Origin of the sequence: Candidatus Liberimonas magnetica, from assembly GCA_020523885.1 — a bacterium.
Taxonomy (GTDB): Bacteria; Elusimicrobiota; Endomicrobiia; order Endomicrobiales; family JAFGIL01; genus Liberimonas; species Liberimonas magnetica.
On record JAJAPY010000005.1, the window covers coordinates 178,591 to 204,079 of the forward strand.

General features: G+C 40.7%; 26 protein-coding genes. All 26 read left to right on the plus strand.

Features of this window, described 5'->3' with window-relative positions:
- Nucleotides 1-150 precede the first annotated feature (150 nt).
- The 26 genes from LHV68_05765 (at nucleotide 151) to LHV68_05890 (ending at nucleotide 25,476) form a co-directional block, all read left to right on the plus strand.
- The gene (locus LHV68_05765; GenBank protein ID MCB4791376.1) at nucleotides 151-771 is read left to right on the plus strand and encodes a LysM peptidoglycan-binding domain-containing protein; all 621 of its coding nucleotides are present in this window, start codon (nucleotides 151-153) and stop codon (nucleotides 769-771) included.
- Between the two features lie 78 nt (nucleotides 772-849).
- Complete coding sequence (locus tag LHV68_05770) at nucleotides 850-2,112, plus strand: GAF domain-containing protein (protein ID MCB4791377.1); 1,263 nt, start codon at nucleotides 850-852, stop codon at nucleotides 2,110-2,112.
- A gap of 178 nt (nucleotides 2,113-2,290) precedes the next feature.
- Nucleotides 2,291-3,019, plus strand: a complete 729-nt coding sequence (gene rsmI / locus LHV68_05775; GenBank protein ID MCB4791378.1) for a 16S rRNA (cytidine(1402)-2'-O)-methyltransferase — start codon at nucleotides 2,291-2,293, stop codon at nucleotides 3,017-3,019.
- Entirely contained in the window at nucleotides 3,012-4,052 is a 1,041-nt protein-coding gene (gene argC, locus LHV68_05780; GenBank protein ID MCB4791379.1) for an N-acetyl-gamma-glutamyl-phosphate reductase, read from the plus strand. Before rsmI ends, argC begins: the two co-directional genes overlap by 8 nt.
- A gap of 118 nt (nucleotides 4,053-4,170) precedes the next feature.
- A complete protein-coding gene (gene argJ, locus LHV68_05785) occupies nucleotides 4,171-5,370 on the plus strand; it encodes a bifunctional glutamate N-acetyltransferase/amino-acid acetyltransferase ArgJ (GenBank protein ID MCB4791380.1) in 1,200 nt (399 codons plus the stop codon).
- 95 nt (nucleotides 5,371-5,465) lie between these two features.
- Nucleotides 5,466-6,095 (plus strand): threonylcarbamoyl-AMP synthase, encoded by a 630-nt coding sequence (locus LHV68_05790; GenBank protein MCB4791381.1) that lies wholly within the window; start codon nucleotides 5,466-5,468, stop codon nucleotides 6,093-6,095.
- Nucleotides 6,096-6,238: 143 nt separating this feature from the next.
- A complete protein-coding gene (locus LHV68_05795) occupies nucleotides 6,239-6,697 on the plus strand; it encodes a low molecular weight protein arginine phosphatase (protein ID MCB4791382.1) in 459 nt (152 codons plus the stop codon).
- Nucleotides 6,694-7,926: a serine hydroxymethyltransferase gene (locus tag LHV68_05800; GenBank protein ID MCB4791383.1), complete on the plus strand. Its 1,233-nt coding sequence runs from the start codon at nucleotides 6,694-6,696 to the stop codon at nucleotides 7,924-7,926. The genes LHV68_05795 and LHV68_05800 overlap by 4 nt, the downstream gene beginning before the upstream one ends.
- Nucleotides 7,927-7,955: 29 nt before the next feature.
- On the plus strand, nucleotides 7,956-8,975 hold the full coding sequence (locus tag LHV68_05805) for an undecaprenyl/decaprenyl-phosphate alpha-N-acetylglucosaminyl 1-phosphate transferase (protein ID MCB4791384.1): 1,020 nt from the start codon (nucleotides 7,956-7,958) through the stop codon (nucleotides 8,973-8,975).
- Nucleotides 8,976-9,107: 132 nt separating this feature from the next.
- Entirely contained in the window at nucleotides 9,108-10,370 is a 1,263-nt protein-coding gene (locus LHV68_05810; protein ID MCB4791385.1) for a CsgG/HfaB family protein, read from the plus strand.
- Between the two features lie 27 nt (nucleotides 10,371-10,397).
- The gene (gene wecB, locus LHV68_05815; protein MCB4791386.1) at nucleotides 10,398-11,543 is read left to right on the plus strand and encodes a UDP-N-acetylglucosamine 2-epimerase (non-hydrolyzing); all 1,146 of its coding nucleotides are present in this window, start codon (nucleotides 10,398-10,400) and stop codon (nucleotides 11,541-11,543) included.
- 36 nt (nucleotides 11,544-11,579) lie between these two features.
- On the plus strand, nucleotides 11,580-11,921 hold the full coding sequence (locus LHV68_05820) for a DUF3467 domain-containing protein (GenBank protein ID MCB4791387.1): 342 nt from the start codon (nucleotides 11,580-11,582) through the stop codon (nucleotides 11,919-11,921).
- A 25-nt stretch (nucleotides 11,922-11,946) separates the two neighbouring features.
- On the plus strand, nucleotides 11,947-12,507 hold the full coding sequence (locus LHV68_05825) for an AAA family ATPase (GenBank protein MCB4791388.1): 561 nt from the start codon (nucleotides 11,947-11,949) through the stop codon (nucleotides 12,505-12,507).
- 13 nt (nucleotides 12,508-12,520) lie between these two features.
- Nucleotides 12,521-12,919, plus strand: coding sequence for a preQ(1) synthase (gene queF / locus LHV68_05830; GenBank protein ID MCB4791389.1), 399 nt, complete (start codon nucleotides 12,521-12,523; stop codon nucleotides 12,917-12,919).
- Nucleotides 12,920-12,922: 3 nt separating this feature from the next.
- Nucleotides 12,923-14,275 carry a UDP-N-acetylmuramate--L-alanine ligase gene (gene murC, locus LHV68_05835; GenBank protein MCB4791390.1) on the plus strand — a complete coding sequence of 451 codons (1,353 nt, stop codon included), beginning with the start codon at nucleotides 12,923-12,925 and terminating at the stop codon, nucleotides 14,273-14,275.
- Entirely contained in the window at nucleotides 14,272-15,156 is an 885-nt protein-coding gene (gene murB, locus LHV68_05840; GenBank protein ID MCB4791391.1) for a UDP-N-acetylmuramate dehydrogenase, read from the plus strand. The genes murC and murB overlap by 4 nt, the downstream gene beginning before the upstream one ends.
- Nucleotides 15,157-15,250: 94 nt before the next feature.
- The gene (locus LHV68_05845; protein MCB4791392.1) at nucleotides 15,251-16,183 is read left to right on the plus strand and encodes a D-alanine--D-alanine ligase; all 933 of its coding nucleotides are present in this window, start codon (nucleotides 15,251-15,253) and stop codon (nucleotides 16,181-16,183) included.
- Nucleotides 16,184-16,208: 25 nt separating this feature from the next.
- Nucleotides 16,209-17,024: an FtsQ-type POTRA domain-containing protein gene (locus LHV68_05850; protein ID MCB4791393.1), complete on the plus strand. Its 816-nt coding sequence runs from the start codon at nucleotides 16,209-16,211 to the stop codon at nucleotides 17,022-17,024.
- 100 nt (nucleotides 17,025-17,124) lie between these two features.
- Nucleotides 17,125-18,357, plus strand: a complete 1,233-nt coding sequence (gene ftsA, locus LHV68_05855; protein ID MCB4791394.1) for a cell division protein FtsA — start codon at nucleotides 17,125-17,127, stop codon at nucleotides 18,355-18,357.
- A gap of 139 nt (nucleotides 18,358-18,496) precedes the next feature.
- Nucleotides 18,497-19,579 (plus strand): cell division protein FtsZ, encoded by a 1,083-nt coding sequence (gene ftsZ / locus LHV68_05860; protein ID MCB4791395.1) that lies wholly within the window; start codon nucleotides 18,497-18,499, stop codon nucleotides 19,577-19,579.
- A gap of 105 nt (nucleotides 19,580-19,684) precedes the next feature.
- Nucleotides 19,685-20,782, plus strand: coding sequence for a PilT/PilU family type 4a pilus ATPase (locus LHV68_05865; protein ID MCB4791396.1), 1,098 nt, complete (start codon nucleotides 19,685-19,687; stop codon nucleotides 20,780-20,782).
- A gap of 79 nt (nucleotides 20,783-20,861) precedes the next feature.
- The gene (gene pgeF, locus LHV68_05870; protein MCB4791397.1) at nucleotides 20,862-21,542 is read left to right on the plus strand and encodes a peptidoglycan editing factor PgeF; all 681 of its coding nucleotides are present in this window, start codon (nucleotides 20,862-20,864) and stop codon (nucleotides 21,540-21,542) included.
- A gap of 15 nt (nucleotides 21,543-21,557) precedes the next feature.
- Nucleotides 21,558-22,622 carry a prephenate dehydratase gene (gene pheA / locus LHV68_05875; GenBank protein MCB4791398.1) on the plus strand — a complete coding sequence of 355 codons (1,065 nt, stop codon included), beginning with the start codon at nucleotides 21,558-21,560 and terminating at the stop codon, nucleotides 22,620-22,622.
- A 54-nt stretch (nucleotides 22,623-22,676) separates the two neighbouring features.
- Nucleotides 22,677-23,816 (plus strand): histidinol-phosphate transaminase, encoded by a 1,140-nt coding sequence (hisC, locus tag LHV68_05880; protein MCB4791399.1) that lies wholly within the window; start codon nucleotides 22,677-22,679, stop codon nucleotides 23,814-23,816.
- 92 nt (nucleotides 23,817-23,908) lie between these two features.
- Complete coding sequence (locus LHV68_05885) at nucleotides 23,909-25,048, plus strand: ImmA/IrrE family metallo-endopeptidase (protein ID MCB4791400.1); 1,140 nt, start codon at nucleotides 23,909-23,911, stop codon at nucleotides 25,046-25,048.
- The gene (locus LHV68_05890) at nucleotides 25,048-25,476 is read left to right on the plus strand and encodes a DUF4411 family protein (GenBank protein MCB4791401.1); all 429 of its coding nucleotides are present in this window, start codon (nucleotides 25,048-25,050) and stop codon (nucleotides 25,474-25,476) included. The genes LHV68_05885 and LHV68_05890 overlap by 1 nt, the downstream gene beginning before the upstream one ends.
- Nucleotides 25,477-25,489 lie beyond the last annotated feature (13 nt).

The following is a 25,489-nucleotide window of genomic DNA, read 5'->3' on the forward strand; positions in this document are numbered from 1 at the left end:
ACCCGCCTTAATAATAAACGTAAGATGTAAAAACAATAAATTTTTCTATAAAAAGCTTAAGAGATGAAAATCACAAGACTTCATATAATTTTAATAGCGATTATTATGTCAACCTTTGTGATTTTTTTATTTCAGGTACACGAGCAAAGGATGCAAAAAGCAGAGTTGGCCCTAGTCGAAGCAAAAAAAGAGGAACAAAAGCGAATAATTGAATATGAAAAGATAAAAAGGGAAGAAGAAAATAAGAAAAAGGAAGAAGAAAAAGATTCTTTAGAATATGCGCAGAGAAAGAAAAACCTGGCGATAGAAGCTGTGGCGGTAGCCGGAGAATACTGGAAATTGGCGAAACTGGGAAACAAGCAATACTCTACCGGACAAGAGACTTTATGTAAGGCAAAAGAGAATTTAGAACAGAATAACTACGAAATTGCCTGGAGTTTGGCGCATCAGTCAATAAAAGAATTTAAAAATGCCCCGAAAAATAAGAAAAACCCGTACTATAAAGTTAAACGGGGAGATTGCCTCTGGAAGATTGCGAAGATGCCCCAGCATTACGGCCGAGGGTCCATGTGGCCGAAAATATGGCATGCTAATAAGAATAAAATACCTAATTACAGGCTTATATATCCAAAACAAGTACTCTTGATACCGAAATACAAGCTGAGCCCACCTGGCAGGCTGGACGGTTCTGTCAGACTCGATAGAAGCATTGGAAAGTTGTCCTGCCACAGCTCTTCACCGGGTAACGCCTGCTTTAGTACGGCAGCATAGTCAAGCTTTGTACATAAGTGTTATAATCCTGCTAATACGGGAGTGAGCTTTCTAAACTGTTGGGAAAAATACAAACTTATGCATCTTTCCTTATATTTTAAAGAAATATTACTTGTAATAATATTAATCGCTGTGCTGATCTTTATCAGCAGGCAGAGGTTCTTTGCGCTTACGAGAGAAAAGGTTTACTCCAGGCGCCTTAAGGAGACTCAAATCCAGCTTCAAGAATATATGGCTGATATAGATAACCTGATAGTTATGCTTGTCGGAATTCATGAATTCGGCATGACAGCTACAGGCATAGTTTCTAAAGAAGAATTGACAAAATCAGTCATAGACTCAGCATGCAGGTTGATGCGTTCCGAGAAAGGTTCACTAATGCTGCTCAATCACGATACAAACGAACTTACCATAGCTGCATTTCGCGGGATGTCTAACGAAGTGGTTTCTACAACAAGGTTAAAACTTGGTGAAGGAATAGCGGGAAAGGTAGCGCAAACAGGAAAATCTATATTTGTAGAAAATATTGAAACAGATGCAAGGTTTATGAGTGCAAACAATACGAGGTACACCTCAAATTCGTTTATATCCGTTCCACTGCGCGTAAAAAACAGGGTTATCGGTGTTTTAAATATAAATTCAAAAGAAGAAAAACAGAAATTCGAAGAAAGAGATGTAAGGCTTTTAACTATCCTGGCAGACCAGGCAGCCATAACTTTGGAGAATATTGAGTTATACGGCAACCTGCAAAACTTTTATTTGGAAATGGTTCAGACATTAGCACGCGCTATCGATGCCAAGGATGCGTACACGCATGATCACGCTGACCGAGCCCGCAAATATGCGCGTTTAATCGGCGCAAAACTCAATTTACCAGAAGTTATGATACGCCATATTGAATATGCGGCGTTGATGCATGATATAGGCAAAATTGGGATTGATGAGAACATACTGCATAAACCCGGAAAACTTACACCTGAAGAGCGGGAGATAATTAAAAGGCATCCTGCGATAGGCAACCGTATAATCGCACCTGTGGCATTTTTGTCGCCCGTAGCTCCTATGGTTCTGTACCATCAGGAATGGTTCAACGGGCAAGGCTATCCCGAGGGTTTGGAAGGCGAAGAAATACCTTTAGGCGCAAGGATCGTTGCAGTGATAGACGCCTATGACGCCATAACTTCAGACAGGCCGTATAGAAAAGCACTTTCAAGAGATGTGGCTATAGAAGAATTGAACAGAGGGGCAGGGGTACAATTTGACCCTAAAGTCGTAAAAGCATTTTTAGATATTTTGCTTGGGGAAGAGCAAGAAGCAAGGCAAAAAGATAAAATAATTTAATGGAATCCCTTTTGCAAGGGGTTCTTTAAATAATATAACATCCTGCCATCATAAATATTAATCCTCGCTTTAGGCAGGCTTTATTATGGCGGGATAAGCCAACTGCATAAGTCCAACGTCCAAGGTTCAAAATTATTCTGTTTGCAGCTTGGATTTTGGATTTTGTATTTTTGGGCCTATGACTACCTCAAGCGGAATATTATATTTAGTCCCTACGCCGATTGGTAATCTTAAAGATATAACTTTAAGGGCGTTAGATATTTTAAAAGAAGTTGACCTCGTGGCATGCGAAGATACAAGGCAAACGGTTAAACTGCTGAATCATTACGAGTTACACAAACCGCTTCTGAGTTTTTATACGTACAACCAGTTTAACAGGATCCCTCAGGTAATTGAAGAGCTTAAGGCCGGTAAGAATATCGCTCTGGTCTCTGACAGCGGAACGCCGGGAATATCTGACCCGGGGTTTTTTTTAGTAAAAAAGGTTTTAGAAGAAAACATCCAGGTTATATCCTTGCCTGGCCCTAATGCAGCGCTCACGGCGCTTGTAGCTTCCGGGCTTAGGACTAACGGTTTTATTTTTTTAGGTTTTTTAAAGAGAAAACCCGGAAAATTGAAAAAAGAGATATTGGAAGCAAGCAGGTGTAATAAAACAATAATATTCTATGAGTCCGTGCACAGGATAAAAAAAACTATTTCTTTATGCAAAGAAATTTTCCCCAAAGACACAAAAGTTGTTATAGCCAGAGAAATTACAAAAAAATTTGAAGAGTATATACGCGGGACTTTGGAAGAAGTGGATACAAAATTAGAAAGTAAGGAGATTTTAGGAGAGTTTGTTGTCTTGATAGCATCAGGGAACAAAGATACGATAGAAAAAGATATAGAGGGTAAAGAAGATGAATAAGATAAATGTCGCAATCGCAGGGATAAAAGGGTACACCGGAGAAGTCTTGCTTGAGATCCTCTCAAGCCATGAAGGGGTAAAGCTGGCCCTTGCTACTTCAAGGCTCTCAGGAAAACCTGTGCCAGTTAAAGAGATATACCCTGACCTCGGAGATATTAATTTGATGTGTGAAAACCTGGACGTAGAGGTTTTGGCCAAAAAAACCGATATAGTTTTTCTTGCCTTGCCGCACAAAGTCTCGCTTGAGCTCGTACCGGAGTTTCTCAAACATAACGTAAAGGTCATAGACTTGTCTGCGGATTTCAGACTGAATAGTGCGGAAGTTTATGAAAAATGGTATGGCGGAAAACACTCTGCGCCCCACGTATTAAAAGATGCGGTTTACGGCCTGCCTGAGTTCTATGCAAAGGACATAAAAAATGCAAAATTGATTGCAAACCCCGGCTGTTACCCCACAACTGTGATCCTTGGCTGCGCGCCGGCCTTAAGGAACGGTTTGGTCGATACAGGGTCGATCATAGCCGATGCAAAAAGCGGAGTTTCAGGCGCAGGCAGGAATTTTTCAAAAGAATATTTTCAAATACACCACCCGGACCACAGGGCATATAATATCGCGGGAAAACACAGGCATATCCCGGAAATGGAACAGGAGCTTTCTAAGATCGCGAAGAAAGAAATAACTCTTACCTTTACACCTCATATAATACCTGTTGAACGCGGCATGTTGTCAACTATTTATATGAACCTGTCAAAGAAAACAGATGTTAAGGCTATGGTAAAGATATATAAGGAATTTTATAAAGACAAACCTTTTATAAGGGTACTGGATGAAGGTGAAATCCCGAATATAAAAAGCGTAGTGTATACTAATTATTGCGATATCGGATTAGATATAGACCAAAGGACAAACAGGCTGATTGTGGTTTCTTGTATCGATAACCTGGTTAAAGGTGCATCAGGCCAGGCAGTCCAGAATATGAATATTATGTGCGGCTTTGATGAAAAAATGGGGCTTGTCCTATGTAAACCTTGATTGCAAATTGAAAAGTGCAAATTGCAAATCTTAACTACATAGTTTAAGTAATTGTTTTTGACTTTAAATTTAAAATTTGCAATTTCTCGATTTGCAATTTTCAATGGAGTAAAAAAATATGTTGCCAAAAGGTTTTTTTGCAAAAGGGTTATACTGCGGTATAAAAAAGAATTCTTCAAAAAAAGACCTTGCCGTGTTTTACTCGCAGGCTCCGGCAGCTGCTGTCGGGATGTTCACGAACAACCTAGTAAAAGCCGCTCCTGTCCTGGTCAGCATCGATCATTTAAAAAGCACTAAAGGCATCAGGGCTATTGTAGCAAACTCCGGCTGTGCCAATGCCTGCACCGGGCCAAAGGGAATAAAAGACGCAAAACGTGAATCAATTTTTGCAGCAGAGAAACTCAAAGTAAAACCGAACGAAGTCCTGATCGCCTCGACCGGGGTTATCGGCGCATACCTGCCGTTAAATAGAATAAGGTCCGGGCTTGATAAGATCAGCGCAACGATACGCACAGCAAGCGACGAAATATCCGCTGCGCAGGCAATCATGACCACCGACACTTTTAAAAAAATATCATCCGCAAAGATCAAAATAAGCGGTAAGGATGTTTCAATATGGGGTTGTGCAAAGGGGGCAGGCATGATAGGCATTGACATGTCGCTTCCTCATGCCACTATGCTCAGTTTTATTTTAACTGATGCCAATATAAACAAGGCCGCATTAAGGACAAGTTTTTTAAATGCTGCTGATTCATCATTTAACTGCGTTACAGTCGACGGGGATACGTCTACTAACGATACCGCAGTCATAATGGCAAATAAAGAGGCGAAAAATAAACCTATAAAAGAAAGTACCAGGGACTATGAAACTTTTTCTAAAGCATTGAACAAAGTATGCCTTGAGCTTGCCAGGATGCTTGCAAAAGACGGGGAAGGGGCTACAAAGTTTGTCGAGATCGAGGTAAAAAATGCCAAAAAGAATGAATTTGCAAAAAAAATAGCCTATACCGTAGCAAACTCGCCACTTGTAAAGACGGCGATTTTCGGATGCGATGCCAACTGGGGCAGGATACTCGCTGCTGTAGGGCGCTCAGGGGTAGATGTAAATCCGAACAAAGTTGACATATCTCTTGGCAAACTTAAAATAGTAAAAAACGGTACACCTTTAAGGTTCTCTGAAAAAAAAGCAAAAGCTGCCCTGTCTAAAAAAGAAGTGAAGATAATCATTGACCTAAAATCCGGAAACGCAGGTTCTAAATACTACACATGCGATCTTTCTTTTGATTATGTAAAAATAAATGCAAGTTATAGAAGCTAAAAAACAGCGTATAGCGTTTAGCGTGTAGTTAAACCAAGGACTTGATAGATCTTCTATACACTCTACGCTAAACGCTGTCCTCCAAATAAAAATATATGAAAACCTCGATCATTAAAGTAGATGCAAAAAATATAGAGCTTTCCAAATTGTCAAAAGCAGCTGATGTGTTAAAGAAAGGCGGAGTAGTTGTTTTTCCTTCGGATACAGTTTATGGCTTAGCTGCAAATGCTTTTAACCTTGATGCACATAGGAAGATATATAAACTTAAAGGGAGGTCTTTTAATAAACCTCTTATAATCATGGCATCAAGCCAAAAAGAGCTTGGTTGTGTGGCAGAACTGAATGACACTGGAAAAACTCTGGCAAAAAAATTCTGGCCGGGCCCGCTTACGCTTATACTGCCGGCTACCCGGGCCGGGACGATGGTTTTAGGCGGTCGTTCAAACCTGGGAGCAAGGATCCCTGACTGCAAGATCGCTCTGGCCTTGTTAAAACTCTGCGGTTTCCCGCTTGTAACGACAAGCGCTAACAGGTCCGGCGTTCCAAGCGCAAAATCCGGAAAAGAAGCCGTCAAGCATTTTAAAGGCAAAGTAAGTCTTATAATAGACGGCGGGGTTTCAAAAGAAGGCAAGGAATCGACCGTCATAGATGTTACCCGTTTCCCGTTCGTCGTGATAAGAGAAGGATGTATTCCAAAGAAGGATCTTGAAAAGCACCTGTGCTAAACAAATGAAAAATGTAAAGTGAAAAATTCAAAATTAAGGTGTCGCCTTTGGCGACTTATTTAAAATAATCCCGCCAAGGCGGGATACAACAATTTTTCATTTTGCAATTTTCATTTTGCATTTAGGTTTAAAGGGATAATCGTTTGAAAATATTATTTGTATGCACGGGCAACACCTGCCGTTCCGCTATGGCTGAAGGACTATTAAAAAAAATGTTAGATAAGAAAGGCATAAACGGCGTTGATGTCAGTTCCTGCGGCACAAGTGCTCTGCCTTCGTTTAAAGTCCCGGGAGTTGTTCTTGATTTAATGAAAGAAGAAGGGGTAGATCTGACAAAGCATAAAGCAAGGTATTTAACGAAAGAAATCGCAGAGGCTTCCAGTCTTATACTTGTGATGGAAAATGCCCATAAAGAATACATAAATCTTAAGTTTCCGGAAAGCAGTAAAAAGGTGTACCTTTTAAAGGAATTTGACAAGAAAAACGGCGAAAGCCTCGAGATCTCTGACCCGATCGGCCAGGCAGAAGAGATTTATATAAAAACCAAAGATGAAATTAAAGGCGGTTTAGAAAAATTAATAAATATTCTGGAGGACAAATGAGTTACATAAAAAATCAAGACGTTCAGGTTTATAATGCTATAGAGCATGAATTAGAACGCCAGAAAATGACGCTTGAGTTAATCGCATCCGAGAACCATACGTCATTTGCAGTCCTGGAAGCGCAAGGATCGGTATTTACTAATAAATATGCCGAAGGCTATCCGGGTAAAAGGTATTACGGTGGCTGCGAGTTCGCAGATGTCGTTGAAAATCTGGCTATTGAGCGGGCAAAAAAGCTTTTTGGCGCAGAATATGTTAATGTCCAGCCGCATTCAGGCACTCAGGCGAACATTGAAGCTTATTTGGCAGTTCTTAATATAGGAGACACGCTAATGGGGATGAGCCTTGCTCACGGCGGCCATCTTTCCCACGGGCATCCGCTTAATTTTTCAGGGAAATATTTCAAAATTGTTCCCTATACCGTAAAACAAGACACGGAAATAATAGACTATGAAGAAGTTGAACGCCTGGCAACAGAGAACAAACCAAAGATGATAGTTACAGGAGCAAGTGCCTATTCAAGGATCTGGGAATGGGAGAGGCTCAAAAAGATAGCGGATAAAGTAGGTGCGCTTTTATTCGCAGACATCGCTCATTATGCAGGGCTCATAGCAGCAGGCATATATCCCTCACCGGTACCTTTTGCGGATATAGTTACTACTACAACTCATAAGACTTTAAGAGGGCCGAGAGCAGGAATAATAATGGCAAAAGAAAAGTATGCCCAGGCTATCGACAAGTCGGTTTTTCCCGGCAACCAGGGCGGGCCTTTGGTCCATGTTCTAGCGGCAAAAGCTGTAGCTTTTGGTGAAGCGTTAAAACCTGAGTTTAAAGAGTATCAGAAACAGGTGCTTTCAAATGCCAAAAGGTTTGCCCAGGCTCTTTCCAAAGATGGCTTAAGGATCGTTTCAGGCGGGACAGATTGCCACATGTTTCTTGTTGATTTACGGCCTTTAAAGATAACTGGCAAGGATGCCGAGAAGGTTTTAGAGAAAGTCAGGATTACTGTAAATAAAAACGCTATACCCTATGACCCGGAAAAACCGATGACAGCATCAGGCATACGTATAGGAACTCCTGCTATAACCACGCGGGGTATGAAAGAAACCGAGATGGACCAGATAGCTTCCTGGATAGTTGAAGCTCTCAAGAATAAGGAAAACCAGGAAGTTTTGGATAAAATAGCCGGTAATGTAAAGCAGTTGTGCAAAAAGTATCCCATATATTGAATCCATAAAGCAGGAAGTTTTAGGTAAGCATGGTATTTTTTCTTGCATTTATATTTGCCTTTATAGGAACAGTTATTTTTACGCCTTTATCAATACTTTTGGCAAAAAAGTTTGATGTGCTGGATTATCCCAGAGCAAGAAAAGTCCACAGAAAACCGCTCCCGAGATGGGGCGGGATAGGCATATACTTCGGATTCTTCATTTCTATATTTCTTCTTTACGAATTAGCTCCTGCCTTTAAACAGTTACTATCCTTTGAACATAAATCTATCAGCCTCTTAAAACAACTCTCAGGGATAATATTCGGCGGAAGCCTGGTCTTTATACTGGGCCTGATAGATGATAAAAAACCCATAAGGGCTATCACTAAACTCTTAACCCAGATAATCGCAGCTTATATAGCCATGGATTATGGCGTCAGGATTTACGGCCTTACCATACCGCTGTTTGGCAACTTCCATAATTTGCCGATTATTTTTGGACAGATAATAACGATATTCTGGCTTATAGGATTTATGAACACTATTAACCTTGCAGACGGGCTGGACGGTCTTGCGGCAGGGATCGGCGCAATAGCATCGGCAACTTTCTGTATAGTGGCGCTTCTTCAATGCACAGGCAGCAGCGTCTTTCTAATAAAGCAGCTAAACCTTTCAGCCATACTTGCCATAACCCTTACCGGTGCATGCCTTGGCTTTCTTGTTTGGAACTTCTATCCCGCAAAACTCTTCATGGGGGATTCCGGTGCTCTTTTCATTGGTTTTATATTGGCTACGACAAGCGTTATAGGGACTTTAAAAACAACAGCCATGATATCGATATTTATCCCGATAACGGTAGTCGCTTTGCCGATATTAGACGTTGCTCTTTCAATGTTTCGGAGGCTTAGAAAAGGCATGGGGATTATGGAACCTGACAAAGAACATATTCATCACAGGCTCTTGAACTTCGGTTGGTCCCAGAGGGAAGTGGTTTTACTTATGTATGTAGTCACATTTATTTTATCCATAGGGTCTATACTTTTAACGGTAACGAAATGGAGGGCATAACACTACAGTGAACAGTAACCAGTTACCAGTCATCATAATGACAAAGTCAAAGATATCCGGTCACTTATTACTGTTAATGGTAACTAAAACGGTGTAATATATTACACCTATCGGTGTAAGGAGATACACTAAATGAAAAAGAAAACAGCAATACTCATAAATAAATTGATAGTGATCTTATCATTTTTAATTATATCATCAGCCGGCCTTATTTTTGCCGAAGCGGATAAGAAGCTTAATATCGCTGTGGCGGATTTTAATGCAAAAAATGTTTCTGAAATGGAAGCTGTTGCGGTCAGTGATTTTTTCAGGATCGAGCTGGTAAACATAGGAGTTTTTAATGTCCTTGAAAGAAAGAATATGGAAATGGTGCTTGCCGAGCAGAAGTTCCAGGTAAGCGGATGCACAGACCAGGAATGTGCAGTAAAAATGGGCAAGTTGTTAAACAGCAATAAGATCATTACAGGCAGTTTATACAAGATTGACACTATTTTTTACATAAGCGCACAGGTTATAGATATAGAATCAGGAAAGATCCAGTATTCAGAAAAAATCCAGTGCGAAAATGCAAAATACCTTCCTGATAAATCCGAAGAGCTTGCGCGAGCGATCGCTGACAGCATAGTAAAGAAAAAACTAAAATATACCAGGTATACTGAAGAAGATAAAAGAAAGAAATATGCAATATATGCTATGGGTGTATCACCGATGATAAGTTTGGAAAACAATGATCTTAATTACAAAGATTCGATTGGAAACCAAACCTACACCTATAGGGTTACATTAAAAAGTATGGATTTTCCGAGTGCAGGCGGCGGGGGAGTTAAGATATTCCCATGGGAAAATATTTTTGTTGATTTATCAGGGATAAACAATCTTAATGGAGAAATCCCATTTCAAGTAAAGCTATCAAATCTAACCTCAAACTCCGTTAATGGAATATTTAGAATTCAACAGTCAAACACATATTGGGGAAGTATTAATTATTTATTAAAACCTGAAAAAACCAACTTTAGCACATCATTTGGATTGGGTTTATATACAACCAGAATTAGTATAGACAATTTCAGCGGTATTGATGTCACCAATAATGATTCTGGAAACACATCATATTCTCTTTCATATCCTCCTAATACGTATATAAATATAAATAATTTGTTTTTAACAGTCTGCACAGAATGGAAGCCTGTAGACAACTTCAGTTTAAACCTGGGTATGGATTATATTCTTCAAGATTTGCCTAAAATATTGTTTCCTTTATATTATACTATAACCACTACACAGCCCTTTGCTGCAGCCTCAAAATCAAATTCAACTGAACTAGAGTTGGTTGATCTGAGGAAAGCAATCGTCCTAAGGCTGGCTGTTTCATATTATTTTAATATTAAGCTATAAAGTTTGAAGCATGTTAGGAGAAACTTAATGAAAGAAAAAAAGAAGGTTTTGATAGTTTTCGGTACAAGGCCGGAAGCTATAAAAATGGCGCCCGTAGTGCGGGAATTTAAAAAACATTCGGAAGAGTTCATAACGAAAGTATATGTGACTGCGCAGCACAGGGAGATGCTTGATGATGTGCTTGAGGTTTTTAGCATAAAGCCGGACCACGACATAAATGTGATGCAGAAAAACCAGAGCCTGTTCTATATAACCTCAGAAGTCCTAAAAAGGAGCGAAGGGATACTGGATAAAGAAAAACCGGACATGGTACTGGTACACGGAGATACAACTACCACTTTTACTGTTGCGCTGGCGGCGTTTTACAAAAAGATACCTGTAGGGCATGTCGAAGCTGGACTCCGTTCCTATGACAAATATCAACCATTCCCTGAAGAAATAAACAGAGTCTTGGGAGATTCGTTGGCTGCACTTCATTTTGCGCCTACTGGCACCTGTAAAAAAGCTCTGTTAAAAGAAAACACTGATAAATCAAGCATTTATATTACCGGAAATACCGTAATAGATGCCCTTCATACGGTTTTAAAAGAGATAAAGTCATCCAGCATATATTTTGTCGGCTCTCCGAAGTGTATATTGGTTACCGCGCACAGGCGGGAAAATTTCGGGAAACCTTTTTCTAATATATTTAATGCAATAAAAAGAGTGGCGGAAAGATATCCGAAAGTAAATATAATTTATCCTGTTCACATGAGCCCAAATGTCCAGGAGCCGGCAAACAGGATACTGGGAAACACAAGAAATGTTATACTGTTTCCTCCGCTCAATTATTCGGATTTTTCAAAATTAATAGAGGCTTCCTGTTTTGTAGTGACGGATTCCGGCGGGCTGCAGGAAGAAGCGCCGTCCTTGGGCAAACCGGTTCTTGTGCTTCGCAATGTGACTGAACGACCCGAAGCGGTGAGTTCCGGCACTGTAAGGATAATCGGTACCGATGAGGAAAGGGTTTTTAAGGAAATGTGCAACCTGTTGGACAATAAGAAACATTATGATAAGATGGCTAAAGCAGTTAACCCCTACGGCGACGGAAAAGCAGCGTATAGAACGCTGCAGGCAGTAAGGCACTATTTCGGGTTCAGAAAAGACAGGCCAAAAGATTTTACACCTAAATAATAAAACTACGGTGGAACATGGTTTTAAAAGGCACTCATGATAGATAGTTATAAGAAAGGCAAACATATCTATACTCATTGGGATAAGAAAAGCGAAAAGGTGACGGTTGTCCCGAAAAATACGAAAGAACCTTCTTCCACAATAACCGTGGAAGTCCCGACCTATCTTATTAATGGTTTTAGGGCAAATATATTTTTTATCAGCCACAACGAAGATGAATTCGTAATAGATTTCGGTTTTTTACCTCCTAATCAAAATAACGCACGTATTTCAACAAGGGTTGTTTTAAGCCCTCGGCAAGTAAAAAAAATATTGTTGACTTTAGAAAAGAAACTAAATACATGCGACACGAAATCCCCCGACTCCCATCGGGGGTGAAATCATAATGAGGTCGCAGTAGGTCGTGTTATTTAAGGAGCCCCTGGCTCCTGTAGGAGGGGCTCCACTGGTTAATTCTAAAAATTTGTTTATTACAGGTAAGCCTGCTTGCGGGAAAACAACTTTAGTTAAGGAGATCGGCTATAAATATTTGGAAAAAGTAGGAGGGTTTTATACGGAAGAAATATCCGAGGGCGGCAAGCGCGCAGGGTTTATTTTAAAAACATTCGATGGGAAAGAAGGAATACTTGCTAAAAAAGGCATGCAAAGTTCGTATAAACTCAACAAGTACGGCATAGACCTTGGTGTTTTGGAAAACCTTGCCATAGGATCACTTGATGATGCATTAAGCAAAAATAAAACCATAATAATCGATGAGATAGGCTCAATGGAAATAATCTCGCAAAGGTTCAGGCAGGCGGTGATGGAAGCTTTAGGTTCTATGTCAAGGGTGCTTGCAACGATCAGGTATAAATCACAGCCTTTTACGGATGAAGTCAAAAAAATAGAAGACACGCAGATGCTTTACTTGTCAAGAGACAATTATTTAGAAATAAAAAGCTATGTTCTGGAATGGATAAAATAATGAGGAGTTAAAGATGATAAGTCCTAAATCAAAGGCCTATAAGTTAAAACCTGTTTTTAATAAAATAGATGTTTCTATGCTTCAGATAATGCCTTATGAGTATCCGGGTAAGAAGATAGAAATTAGTATTGAAACAAATGAATTTACCTGTCTTTGCCCCTGGTCCGGGCTTCCTGATTTTGCGGACATAAAGATCAAGTATGTGCCCGGCAAAAATGTCATAGAGCTGAAATCCTTGAAATATTATTTACATTCATATCGTAACGTCGGTATAGTGCATGAAAGTGCGGTAAACAAAATATTAAATGATCTGTCAAAAATAGCCAAGCCAAAAGAAATGGCAATAGAGATGGTTTTTAACATAAGGGGCGGACTAAAAACAACGGTTGCCGCTCAATATAAAGGAAGATGAATTATGTTTAAAAAAATACAGCACATACATTTTGTAGGTATCGGCGGTGCAGGGATGTCGGGCATTGCCGAGGTGCTTCTAAACCTGGGATATGAAGTAAGCGGGTCTGATCTAAAACGCACGGAAGTAACCGATTACCTGAAAAATAAGGGAGCGAAAATATTTATCGGCCACAATAAAAGGAATATCAAAGATGCGGATGTTGTGGTTACTTCTACTGCCGTAAAAAGGGATAATCCGGAAGTAGTGGTTTCCCTAAAGAAAAAAATACCGGTCATTCCGCGCATAGAGATGCTGGCAGAGCTTGCCAGGCTTAAGTATACCATAAGCATAGCAGGGACTCACGGAAAGACCACTACAACATCGCTTACCGCCTTGGTAGTCGAAGCCGGCGGGTTTGACCCGACGGTTGTCATAGGCGGCCGGCTAAAAAATAAGAAGAGCGGGGCAAAGCTCGGTAAAGGGGAGTTCCTTGTAGCCGAAGCTGACGAATCTGACGGCTCATTCTTAAAGTTATCTCCTGCCATAGCCGTAGTTACAAATATAGATAATGACCACCTTGATTATTACGGAACATTTGAAAACATTAAAGCTGCATTTGTACAGCATATTAACAGCATCCCTTTTTATGGTTGTGCGATCTTGTGCGGTGACGATCCGAACATCGTTTCGGTACTGCCGGATATAAAAAGGCGCTACAATACGTACGGTTTAAGAAGCGGTGCTGATTTTAGAGCTGTAAACGTGAAGCAGATAGACTTCGGTTTTTGTTTTGATGTCCTGTTTAAAGGCAAGAAGCTTGGGAAAATAACGCTTGCCTTCCCCGGCGAGCATAATATTTTAAATACCCTGGCGGCTGTAGCCGTCGGAAAAGAACTTGACATACCGTTTAATAAAATAGCTTCGGGCATCAGAAGTTTTTCAGGGGTCGGAAGGCGCCTTGAAATAAAAGGGTCTAAAAAGGGTATTACGGTAATTGATGATTACGGCCACCATCCTACGGAGATAAAAGCAAGTTTGGCCGCGATTAAAAAAAACTGGCCTGATAAAAAGTTGACGGTTTTATTTCAGCCACACAGGTATTCAAGGACAGCTCAGCTTTATAACGAATTCGGCAGTGCTTTTAAAATGGCGGATGAAGTAAAACTGCTTCAGATCTATCCGGCCGGTGAAAATCCGATACAGGGTGTTACCAGCCGGCTGATCTATAACAGTGTGCAAAAAAACGGGACAAAAATTGAGGATTATTCGAGTCTCGAGGTTTTATTAAGGCAGGTTAAATCCGGGGATATATTACTGACTCTTGGCGCAGGCGATGTTTACAAGATAGGAGAAGAATTATTAAAAAGGATCTGACCGCACATCTTTCGTCGATAGTATCTCATCTAAGAGTAGATGAGCCGCTGAAAAATCATACTACTTTCCGTATAGGCGGGGTTGCGAAATATTTTGTGGAAGTTGAGAGCCATGAAGAACTTCGCAACCTTAGAAATTACACACTGCAGAATAAGATCCCTATTATCATGCTTGGGAATGGTTCAAACGTCCTTGCCAGCGACCAGGGGTTTGACGGAGTCGTAATAAGGTTAAAAGGCGAGTTCTGTCTTTATACATTTAGCTCAAACCTGGTAAAGGCTGGTGCCGGAGTACTGTTATCCGGCTTGATTCAAAAGTGTATCGAAAGAAAACTTTCCGGCCTTGAATATCTGGCAGGGATACCGGGGACGCTTGGCGGGGCACTTATAAGCAATGCAGGCACAACAGAAAGACAGATAGGCGAGCTGGTAGAGGAAGTTGATGTGCTTTCCGATTCTGGCCAAATTGTGACTTTAAAAAAAGAAGACCTGAAATTCAATTACAGGGGTTCAAATTTAAATGGACGCATTATTTTAGCCTCGACGCTTTGCTTGAAAAAAGGGCAAAAAAATGATATTCTTAAAACAGTAAAGGAGATAATGAACAACCGCCTTAAAAAGCAGCCTTTAGAGGAATGGAATGCGGGTTCTATTTTTAAGAACCCCCCTGGGCACAGAGCCGGCGAATTGATAGAAAAGGCAGGGTTAAAGGGCATGAAATTCGGCGGAGCAAAGATATCTGAAAAACACGCAAATTTCATTGTTAATATCAGCGATGCAAAAGCATCGGATGTAAAAACTCTGATAGGAATAATAAAAAGCCGAATCAAAGAGATATTCAACCTTGACCTTGAATTAGAGATAAAGATAATCGGGGAATAATCCAGCCCGGAGGGCCGGAATTGAAAAATGCAAATTGCAAATTGAAAAATCAAGCAGTTTGTTTTTAAATTTGCATTTTGCGCTTTGCAATTATATGAAAATAGAAAATTGGATAAAAAACAAGCAAATAGGTGTTCTTTACGGGGGGTTGTCGGCTGAAAGAGCGATTTCTGTTTTAAGCGGTATGGCGGTTCTAAAAGCTCTCAAAAAATTAAAACTTAATGCAATAGCCCTGGATGTAGACAGAAACATAGCAGAAAAGATAAAAAAAAACAGGATCGACTTTGCTTTCATAGCCCTTCACGGGCCATGGGGAGAAGACGGGACCGTCCAAGGCATGCTTGATATTATGGGCATTCCATATTCAGGGGACGGAGTTTTGGCTAATGCCGTGGCAATTAATAAGATATACAGCAAATTTATCTTTGTTGCAAACAGGATACCGACCCCTAAATGGAAAGCTGTATCAAAAGGCATGCTTCCAGGTTTAAGGACAAGATTTCCTATTGTGGTAAAACCTTCCAGCCAGGGTTCTGCTATCGGTGTTTCCATAATAAAAAACAAGAAAGACCTTGTAACCGGCCTAAAGGAAGCATTTAAATACGGCCAGGAGGTCATATTAGAGGAATATATCAGGGGTACTGAAGTCACGGTCGGTATATTAGGCGATATAATATTCCCTGTAATAGAGATAGTACCGAAAGGAAATTTTTATGATTTTGATTCAAAGTATAAACCGGGCTGTTCTACGCATATAATTCCGCCGCGTCTACCTAAAAACATAGTAAAAAAAGCCAGAGAGGTCGCTTTTGATGCATTCAAATCCGTAGGATGCAAGGTCCTTGGAAGGGTAGACCTCATCGTAGATAAAAACGGGAAACCCTGGGTTTTAGAGATAAATACCATTCCGGGAATGACCGAAACGTCGCTTTTACCCGATGCTGCACGTAAAATCGGGATGGATTTTAATGAGCTTGTTTTGAATATCCTTAAATATTCGTGTTTAAAATATCAAAATATCTGTTGAGCGGTGCTTTCTTTAATGATAAATTATGAAAAGAAAACCAATTAAAATAAAATACCGGCAACCGCCGGTAGTTTTACGTTCCAATTTCAATCCAGCACGAAGTTTTAGAGTAGTAAAGGCATTAAAGTTTCTTGTGTTATTGGGTTTGTTAACAGTTGCAGCTTTTTGGGGATATAAATCGATTTACTATTTTGTTTTTGATTCAGGTATCTTTACAATAAATAAGATAGATATTAAAGGGCTGGAAAATATTACAAAAAGCGAGATAATGGCACTTGTGCCTTTCAGGGTCGGCGATAATATGTTCAAGGTATGGCTTTCAACTGTGGAAAACGGCCTTGAAAAAAACCGGCCGGAACTAAAGGATGTTTCAATTTCAAGGCGCTGGAAAGCCATAAAAATCAGCCTGGAAGAAAGAAAACCTATAGCCTATTTCGTTGTCAATAACCAAAAGATCGGGATAGACTCAGAAAATAAGCCTTTTTCCTTGCGCGGCCATTGGGCAAGCGATACTGAGATGAAACTCCCGCTTGTTCTTACTGATGATGCCTCTGGCAGAGAAAAAATTATAGAGTTTATAGCGATGGTCCGTGCTGAAAATGAAGATATCTATAAAAAGATAGAATATTTAAATGTCGAACCTATAGACAGCATTGTATTAAAATTAAGAAACGGGTATAAGATAATTTGGGGGCCGGCAGATAAAAATGCTTTAAAGAGAAAATTGAATAAATTATTTCAGGTACAAAAAGATTCAGAAAAACGGTTTATAAAAATCGATTATATAAATATAAGCTATTTTGATGACGGAAGGATAGTGGTAAAACCACTAAAACAATAAGAGCGTTTAGCGGATAGCGTAGAGCGGATAGGAAATTCAAAATCTTTGTTTTTAACTATACGCTAAACGCTCTACGCTATCCGCTATAAGTGAGGATAAAATGGCAAAAGAAGAGATTATAACAGGACTGGACATAGGGAGCAATCAGGTTTGCTGCGTAACGGGGAAACGTTCGCAGGAGACAGGCGCTTTTGAGATAATTGGCGGGGCAAAATTGTTGTGCCGCGGCGTGAAAGGCGGCGTGGTTATAAACCTGCAGGAAACCTCATATGCCGTTGCCAAGGTAATCGAAGAGGTCGAAGAACAGACAAAGGAAACCGTCAGGCAGATATATCTGGGCTTAAGAGGCAACCATATTGAATCTGTAAATGCCAGGGGAGCCATAAACATTTCCCGTACCGATAAAGAGATAACAGCTGAAGATGTCGCCGGTGCAGTTGAAAATGCAAAGACCATAAGGCTGTCTACTGACAGGGAGATACTCCATACGATCCCGCAGGAATTTTCGCTTGATCACCAGCGCGGAGTGCCTAACCCCGTAGGTATGGAAGGGACTTTCCTGGAGGTAGATGTTCATATTTTGATTGCGTCTACAAGCCATTTAAGCAACATATATAAGTCCATTGCTCAGGCCGGGTTTGAAATAATCGAACCTATATACGGCCTTATGGCTGTGGGTGACCTGGTGATAACCCAGGAAGAAAAAGAGCTGGGATGCCTTTTGATAGATATAGGAGGGCTCACGACCGGTATTTCGATATATACCGAAGGCAGCATAAGGTTTTCAAAAGAACTGCAGATAGGCTCTGATTTTATAACCCGGGATATTTCCCATAGTTTAAGGACATCCCTGTCAACGGCACAGTCCATTAAAGAAAAATACGGTGTTGCGATGAAAAATGTGCTAAAAAGCGATACAAAATTCGATTATACCGGAGTTGACGGAAGAAGCATAAGGCCGTGCACTCAAAGGCAGCTGGTGGATATTATCCAGCCGAGGCTTGACCAGATATTTGTTGCCATAGACCAGGAAGTAAAAGCTTCAAATCTTTATGACACTATCATCCCAGGAGGGGTTGTTGTTACAGGAGGCGGAGCAAGACTCGAAGGTATGGTGGGCGCCGCAGAACAGGCCCTTAGCTGTTCAGCCAGGATAGGCCTTCCTCAGGATATAGCAGGACCGGATGAGATAATTTCAAACACTTCTTTTGCTACTGCTATAGGGCTCCTAAGGTCAGAGTTTTATAGCGGGCCGGGTTATGCTCCGCAAAGGTTTATCAAAGGCGCTTCTATATTTAAAAAAATTAAAGAGTGGGTTGATGACACATTTTAAAACAAATTTAAAATGCAAAATGTAAAATTCAAAATTTATGTGTCCCGCTTTGCGGGACTTATTTAAATAATCCCGCAAGCGGGATTCCACAATTTTGCATTTTTAATTTTGATTTTTGCATTGTTTAAGGTGGTTATTTATGAGGATTCGTCTAGCAAATAAGGATTCAGAACAACCGGCGATAATAAAAGTGATAGGGGTCGGCGGCGGCGGTTCAAATGCTGTGAACCGGATGGTATCTGCCGGTGTAAAAGGTGTTGAGTTTATAACCATAAATACCGATGTGCAGGCGCTCAGGAAATCCGTAGCATCTATACGGATACAAATAGGCGAAAAAATATCAAGAGGCCTCGGTGTCGGAGGGAATCCCAGCATAGGCCAGCAGGCGGCCGAGGAAAGCGAGAGCAAGGAAAGGATAAAAGAAACCCTTATAGGAGCGGATATGGTGTTTATTACTGCCGGTATGGGCGGCGGCACGGGCACGGGTGCAGCTCCCGTAATCGCGGAGATAGCAAGGTCTCTTGGGATACTTACGGTTGGAGTGGTAACAAAACCGTTTGAATTCGAACACAGGATACGGCTTTTTCAGGCAGAGGAAGGTATCAAGAACCTGAAAAACTTTACCGATACGCTGGTAGTTATACCTAACGAGAAACTCTTTACTATAGTTGATGATAAAACTCCGATAGAGGACGCTTTCAGGATAGTCGATGATGTTTTAAGGCAGGCAGTGCAGTCCATTTCAGATGTAATCACGACTCCGGGAGAGATCAATGTCGATTTTGCAGATGTTAAGACTATAATGAAGGGTTCCGGTGAAGCTCTCATGGGCATGGGAGAAGGTTCAGGTGAAAACAGGGCCGTGGAAGCTGCTTCAAGGGCCATAAGCAGCCCGCTTTTAGACGATGTCTCTATAGAAGGAGCAAAAGGTGTGCTTGTGAATATTACAGGAAACCGCAAGACTTCAATGGTAGAAGTACGGGAGGCCATGACTCTTATAAAAGAAGCGGTTGCTCCCGAGGCACACGTTTTTTACGGGCAGGTCATAGACCCGAACCTGGATGACAGGATAAAAATAACCGTGATCGCAACGGGTTTCCCTCCAAGGAAACCCAACTCATCCCAGGATAAAAAATTTCAGGAAAGAGAAAAAGACAGCGGCACAACGATCGATTTTAGCCGGCCAGCCTATACATACTGGAGGCCGCAGAAGCTCAAATAAAACAGCGTTTAGCGTATAGCGGATAGCGAATAGGAAAGTCAAAATAAATCATGATTTTGTCTTTCTATACGCTAAACGCTCCACGCTCCACGCTAAGGAAATTTTATGGACATAAAATCACTTTTAAAAGAAATGATGGACAAAGGCGCATCAGACCTTCATTTAAGGGCGAACGGCCGTGCATTTTTCAGGATAGACGGCGAACTTTTCCCTGTCAGCGAAAAAATATTCTCTGAAGAAGAAAACCGTACGATCGCGCTGTCTCTTATGAGCGTTTCTCAAAAAGAGACATTTAATAAACAACACGAGATGGATTTAGGTTACACTATGCCTGAGCTCGGTCGTTTTCGAATAAATATTTACAGCCAAAAAGGCATGACGAACATGGCATTCAGGTTTATCCCGGTTAAGATTCCAGGTATAGATGAACTAAAACTGCCGCCTGCAATTAAGCAGATAGCTGAGAATAGGAGGGGTTTGATCCTGGTTTCCGGTACAACAGGTTCAGGAAAATCTACGACCCTTGCGTCGATAATAGGGCACATAAATGCTACGCGCTCGACTCATATCGTGACTATTGAAGACCCGATAGAGTTTCTCCATGTAGATAATAAGTCTATCGTTACTCAAAGAGAACTAGGGTTGGACACATCCAGTTTTCCAGATGCTTTAAAACATGTTGTCAGACAGGACCCTGACGTTATACTTTTAGGTGAAATGAGAGACCTGCCCACTGTCTCTGCTGCGATAACAGCTGCGCAGACGGGCCATCTGGTTATATCAACACTTCATACTATAGATACAACGCAGAGCATTAATCGGATAATAGACTTGTTCCCTCCTCACCAACAGGACCAGATAAGGCTGATCCTGGCAGATATATTAAAAGCAGTTATCTCGCAGAGGCTATTGCCAAGCCTGTCCGGCAAAGGCAGGGTGCCGGCTGTCGAGGTTTTGGTAGTAACAGGGCTTATAAAGAAACTAATAGAAGAAAAAAATTTAGGCGAGATAACGAACCAGATCAGGCAGGGGCAGTATTATGGCATGCAGACATTTAATCAGGCTTTGGTCAAGTTGTTAAAGAATAATGAGATAAAAATGGAAGATGCATTGAATGCCGCAAGTAACCCCGAAGAATTAATGCTGAATATCCGGGGTGTTCAATCGGGCACGGAAGGTGCCTCGGATTTTATCGAAAGATAAAAAATGAAATCCCAACAAAATGAATCCAAATAGCAAATTTTCGGGATTTGGTTGTTTATAGTTAGTTGGTTATTCTATTATGTGGAAACAAAATAAAGGTTTATGGCAAGATGATAGATTTCCCGTCTATCATTTTACATCTACCTCAAATTTCAAAGATTTAAAGAACAATGAAATAAGGGATATTTTTTTATCAAAAAATAAGATATATTCAAAAGACCTTGTAAGGGCGCAGCAGGTGCACGGTAAAAAGATAAGGATAGTTACAGATAAAGACAAAGGCAAAGAACTTCCCAAAACCGATGGCTTGATAACGGATAATCCCGGTGTTTATCTGGCTATATTTACAGCAGACTGCATGCCTGTTTTTTTTGCGGATAAAAAAAAGGAAGTAGTAGGACTGGTGCATGCTGGCTGGCGAGGATTAAAAGCAGGCATTATACCGGAAGCCGTAAAGATATTTAAAAAGAAATTTAAGATAAAAGCGAAAGATATATCTGTATTTATCGGCCCGCATATACAGAAGTGCTGCTTTAAGATAGGCGATGAGATAAAAAAGGAGTTCTCGCTCAAGAAAACTCAAGATTCTCTCAGCCTCTCTGATGTGGCGGAGAAGCAGTTAAAAAAGACTGGTATCAAAATAACCTCGATAAATGAAAAATGCACTTGTCATGAAAAAACCTTGTTTTTTTCTTATAGAAGGGATAAAACTCCGCAAAGGCTGATGTCTTTAATTGGCATAAAAAAGAAAATCGCTTAAAAGGGAGATAGCCAAATGCAAATAAATAAATTTAGGGATAAAATCGATATCCTGGATAAAAAAATCTTAAACCTTCTTAACAAGAGGGCCGGCTTGGCTAAAGCAATAGGCAGGCTAAAAACAAAACAAAATAAGGAATTTTACGTGCCTCACAGGGAAAAGATGGTCATTTCCCAGATCCTGCATAAGAATAAAGGCCCATTGACGGATTTTGCGCTTGAAGTTATATATAGAGAAATATTGAACGCCTGCCGGTCACTGGAATCAAAAATAAAGGTGGCTTATTTCGGGCCTGAAGCGACTTTTACACACCAGGCAGCGCTGAAAAACTTCGGTGCAAGTGTGGATTATGTTGCTGTTAAATCGATCCCTGATGTTTTTTTAGAAGTGGAAAAAAACCGCGCCGATTACGGAGTAGTACCTGTAGAAAATTCAACTGAAGGTATGGTCAATCATACCCTCGATATGTTCATAGAGTCAGATCTGATAATATGTGCTGAGTTGAGCATGAGGATCGAAGAATGTATCCTTTCAAAATCCGGGAGGCTAAAGGATGTCAGGTTGGTCGTATCGAATCCACAGCCTCTTGCCCAATGCAGGAACTGGCTTGAAATAAACCTGCCCGGCGTTCCGGTCAGGGAAATGCTGTCTACGACTCAAGCGGCGATATTCGCAAGCAAGCATAAGGAAGTTGCCGCTATCGCATCAAGCGCAGCCGCAAAGATATATAACCTGGAGATAATCGAAAAAGGCATAGAGGACAGCAAAGAAAATTATACCAGGTTCCTTGTCATAAGCAAGCACCCTGCAAAGAAATCCGGCACTGATAAGACCTCTGTGATGTTTTCAATAAAAGACAGGGTAGGCGCCCTGCACGATATGTTAATGTCTTTTAAAAAGAATAAGGTGAACCTCTCTAAAATAGAATCACGCCCCACAAAGAAAAAAGCCTGGGAGTATATTTTCTTTATCGACATGGTGGGCCATATAGAAGAGAAAAGGATACAAAAAGCCTTGAATGAAATTGAAAAGAACTGCATGTTCTTAAAGGTGCTCGGGTCTTACCCGAGAGCAGACTGACAAAACAATGCAAAATGAAAATTGAAAAATGCAAAATTAAAAAAGGCAGGTAATATGAAGATAGACATTAAAAGATATGTGAGGCCTTGCTGCAGGGCTTTTCAGCCCTATGTGGCTGGGAAGCCCATAGAAGAAATCAAAAGAGAACTTGGTTTAAAAAGTGTTATAAAAATGGCTTCTAACGAGAACCCACTCGGGCCGTCAAAGAAAGCCATAGGCCTTATAAAAAAGCTTGCGAACAAGGTTTTTTATTATCCAGATTCAAATTCATGGGCGCTAAAACAGGCTATCTCAAATAAATTCGCCGTAAACACCCAGAACATTATCCTGGGTTCCGGGTCCGACGAGCTAATCGAACTTATCGCAAAGACGTTCCTAAGCCCGGGAGATGATGTCATAGCTTCAGAACATGCTTTTATCAGGTACAAGATGGCAGGTGACCTAATGAATTGCCGGGTGATAAATGTTCCCATGAGACAATATACGCATGACCTTTCAAAAATGGCACAAGCTATCACCTCGAAGACGAAGATTGTGTTCGTGGCTAATCCGAATAATCCTACAGGTACGTGTAATAATGAAAATGAGATCAAAGAATTCCTTAAATCTGTGTCGGAAAAGCCTTCGGCCCCCCTTGTGGTTTTTGACGAAGCCTACTATGAATACGCAAAAATTCAAAGGGATTATCCTGACACATTAAAATTGCTGACATCATATCCAAATATCATAATATTAAGGACGTTCTCAAAAATATACGGGCTTGCTGGCTTGCGGGTAGGGTATGGTTTTGCCTCAAAGGAAATCGTTGATTATCTGGATAGGGTAAGGCCGCCGTTTAACGTGAATATGATTGCTCAGGAAGCGGCTGCCGTCAGTTTAACCGATAAAGAGCAGGTAAATAAAAGCATAAAGCTTGTCCAAGAGGGAAAAAAGTATTTGTACAAGGAACTGGCAAAATTAAATATTGATTTTATCCCGTCCTGCACTAACTTCATTCTTATGGATGTCTCGCCAAATCTTGGGCAGAATGTATTCCAAAAGTTGCTTAAGAAAGGTATTATAGTCAGGGCAATGAATGAATACGAATATCCTAATCATATAAGAGTTACTATAGATTTGCCAAGAAATAACAGGCTTTTTACAAAAGCTTTGAAAAATGTTATATCAGAGATTAGTGATAATAAACTTTTATAGGTATAATAATTATATGTCCCGGATAAGCGATAGTTAAGTGGCAAAACTCAAAAAAGGCATATAAAAAATGTAGGAAATGATGGAGAAAAATCATGCAGGTTGTAATTAAATCAAAATTGATGCGTTGGGCCATAGAACGTTCTGGATTGTCTCCGGATAAACTTTTAAAACGTTTCCCAAAAATTTCTGCATGGGAAAGCGGTAAGAGCCAGCCTACTCTTAAACAAATTGAAAGTTTTGCAAAAGCTACTTATACCCCATTTGGCTATTTTTTTCTTAGCGAACCGCCTATTGAGCGAATGCCAATTCCTGACTTCCGTTCAGCGAGTATTGGGCAAAATAAAAGCCCCAGCCCTAACCTGCTTGATATTATATATATCTGTCAGCAAAGGCAGGATTGGTACCGGGATTTTGCACGGTCCTCAAAAGAAGAATCTCTTACATTTGCAGGAAGTGCTAGTATAAATGATGGTATAGAAAAAACCGCTGCGAAAATACGCCATACGCTGGGTTTTGATTTGGAAGAACGCCGCAAAATGCATACATGGACCGAAGCCTTGCGTAATTTTATTGAACATGCTGACAATGCCGGAGTTCTTGTAATGTGCAGCAGTGTAGTACTTAACAATAATCACAGGCATCTTGATCCCTATGAATTCGGCGGTTTTGCAATAGCAGATGACATTGCCCCGCTTGTGTTTATTAATGGCAGTGATATGAAAGCCAGGCAAATGTTTACCCTTGCGCACGAACTGGCGCATGTATGGCTGGGACAGACAGCTGTTTCTGACGCACAAATAACGCATATACCGGAAAATGATGTTGAAAACTGGTGTAACAAAGTCGCAGCGGAACTTTTAGTGCCGATGGCAGTTTTTGAAAAAGAGTATAAAAAAGATAATGAGCTGGTAATCGAAATGAACCGTTTAGCAAGGCAGTTTAAAGTCAGCACTCTTGTCATATTGCGCAGGATTTATGATTCAGGCGGTGTTTCAAAACAGCGGTTTTGGAGTGAATATAATAAAGAACTCGAGCGGCTGCAGGATATTCCGAGAAGTAAAGGCGGAGATTTTTATCTTTCTCAGGCTGCCCGTGTAAGCAAACGTTTTGCCTGTGCGCTTGTTGCAAGCACTCTTGAAGGGCAAACGTTATACCGCGATGCTTTTCGTTTGCTTGGCTTTTCAAAACAGGCTACTTTTCATGATTTTGGCGTTAAGCTGGGGGTAATATAATGTCATATTTGCTTGACGCAAATGTTTTCATACAAGCAAAAAACCTGCATTATGAGGTTTTTAGCGTTGAAAAAGTAGGCGACGAGCTGGAGGCAGGAAATGATGAACTTGCTGAATGGGCATCAAAACGGGGACCCGATTTCTTTTTAAAACCTGATGGCGCCATGCTGCCTGCGTTAAGGACAGTTGGTGAATGGTCAGCCGGGCAAAGATATGACCCCGCGGCAGTGAATTTATTTCTTCAGGATCCAGATTATTATCTTGTTTCACACGCTTTATCGCATCAAAATGTTGTTGTTACCCAGGAAAAGCCTTCTCCTTCTATAAAAAAAATTAAAATCCCGGATGTCTGTATAGGGCTTAAGATAAAGTTTATGACGCCTTTTGAAATGTTAAGGCATGAACGGGCACGGTTTATTCTCGGATAAAAGGATATAAAAC

Bases quoted from the DNA above. Each gene is read 5' to 3' on its own strand.
- LHV68_05765 (MCB4791376.1), top strand. From the start codon at position 151: ATGCAAAAAGCAGAGTTGGCCCTAGTCGAAGCAAAAAAAGAGGAACAA.
- LHV68_05770 (MCB4791377.1), top strand. From the start codon at position 850: ATGCATCTTTCCTTATATTTTAAAGAAATATTACTTGTAATAATATTA.
- rsmI (MCB4791378.1), top strand. From the start codon at position 2,291: ATGACTACCTCAAGCGGAATATTATATTTAGTCCCTACGCCGATTGGT.
- argC (MCB4791379.1), top strand. From the start codon at position 3,012: ATGAATAAGATAAATGTCGCAATCGCAGGGATAAAAGGGTACACCGGA.
- argJ (MCB4791380.1), top strand. From the start codon at position 4,171: ATGTTGCCAAAAGGTTTTTTTGCAAAAGGGTTATACTGCGGTATAAAA.
- LHV68_05790 (MCB4791381.1), top strand. From the start codon at position 5,466: ATGAAAACCTCGATCATTAAAGTAGATGCAAAAAATATAGAGCTTTCC.
- LHV68_05800 (MCB4791383.1), top strand. From the start codon at position 6,694: ATGAGTTACATAAAAAATCAAGACGTTCAGGTTTATAATGCTATAGAG.
- LHV68_05805 (MCB4791384.1), top strand. From the start codon at position 7,956: ATGGTATTTTTTCTTGCATTTATATTTGCCTTTATAGGAACAGTTATT.
- LHV68_05810 (MCB4791385.1), top strand. From the start codon at position 9,108: ATGAAAAAGAAAACAGCAATACTCATAAATAAATTGATAGTGATCTTA.
- wecB (MCB4791386.1), top strand. From the start codon at position 10,398: ATGAAAGAAAAAAAGAAGGTTTTGATAGTTTTCGGTACAAGGCCGGAA.
- LHV68_05820 (MCB4791387.1), top strand. From the start codon at position 11,580: ATGATAGATAGTTATAAGAAAGGCAAACATATCTATACTCATTGGGAT.
- queF (MCB4791389.1), top strand. From the start codon at position 12,521: ATGATAAGTCCTAAATCAAAGGCCTATAAGTTAAAACCTGTTTTTAAT.
- murC (MCB4791390.1), top strand. From the start codon at position 12,923: ATGTTTAAAAAAATACAGCACATACATTTTGTAGGTATCGGCGGTGCA.
- LHV68_05845 (MCB4791392.1), top strand. From the start codon at position 15,251: ATGAAAATAGAAAATTGGATAAAAAACAAGCAAATAGGTGTTCTTTAC.
- LHV68_05850 (MCB4791393.1), top strand. From the start codon at position 16,209: ATGAAAAGAAAACCAATTAAAATAAAATACCGGCAACCGCCGGTAGTT.
- ftsA (MCB4791394.1), top strand. From the start codon at position 17,125: ATGGCAAAAGAAGAGATTATAACAGGACTGGACATAGGGAGCAATCAG.
- ftsZ (MCB4791395.1), top strand. From the start codon at position 18,497: ATGAGGATTCGTCTAGCAAATAAGGATTCAGAACAACCGGCGATAATA.
- LHV68_05865 (MCB4791396.1), top strand. From the start codon at position 19,685: ATGGACATAAAATCACTTTTAAAAGAAATGATGGACAAAGGCGCATCA.
- pgeF (MCB4791397.1), top strand. From the start codon at position 20,862: ATGTGGAAACAAAATAAAGGTTTATGGCAAGATGATAGATTTCCCGTC.
- pheA (MCB4791398.1), top strand. From the start codon at position 21,558: ATGCAAATAAATAAATTTAGGGATAAAATCGATATCCTGGATAAAAAA.
- hisC (MCB4791399.1), top strand. From the start codon at position 22,677: ATGAAGATAGACATTAAAAGATATGTGAGGCCTTGCTGCAGGGCTTTT.
- LHV68_05885 (MCB4791400.1), top strand. From the start codon at position 23,909: ATGCAGGTTGTAATTAAATCAAAATTGATGCGTTGGGCCATAGAACGT.
- LHV68_05890 (MCB4791401.1), top strand. From the start codon at position 25,048: ATGTCATATTTGCTTGACGCAAATGTTTTCATACAAGCAAAAAACCTG.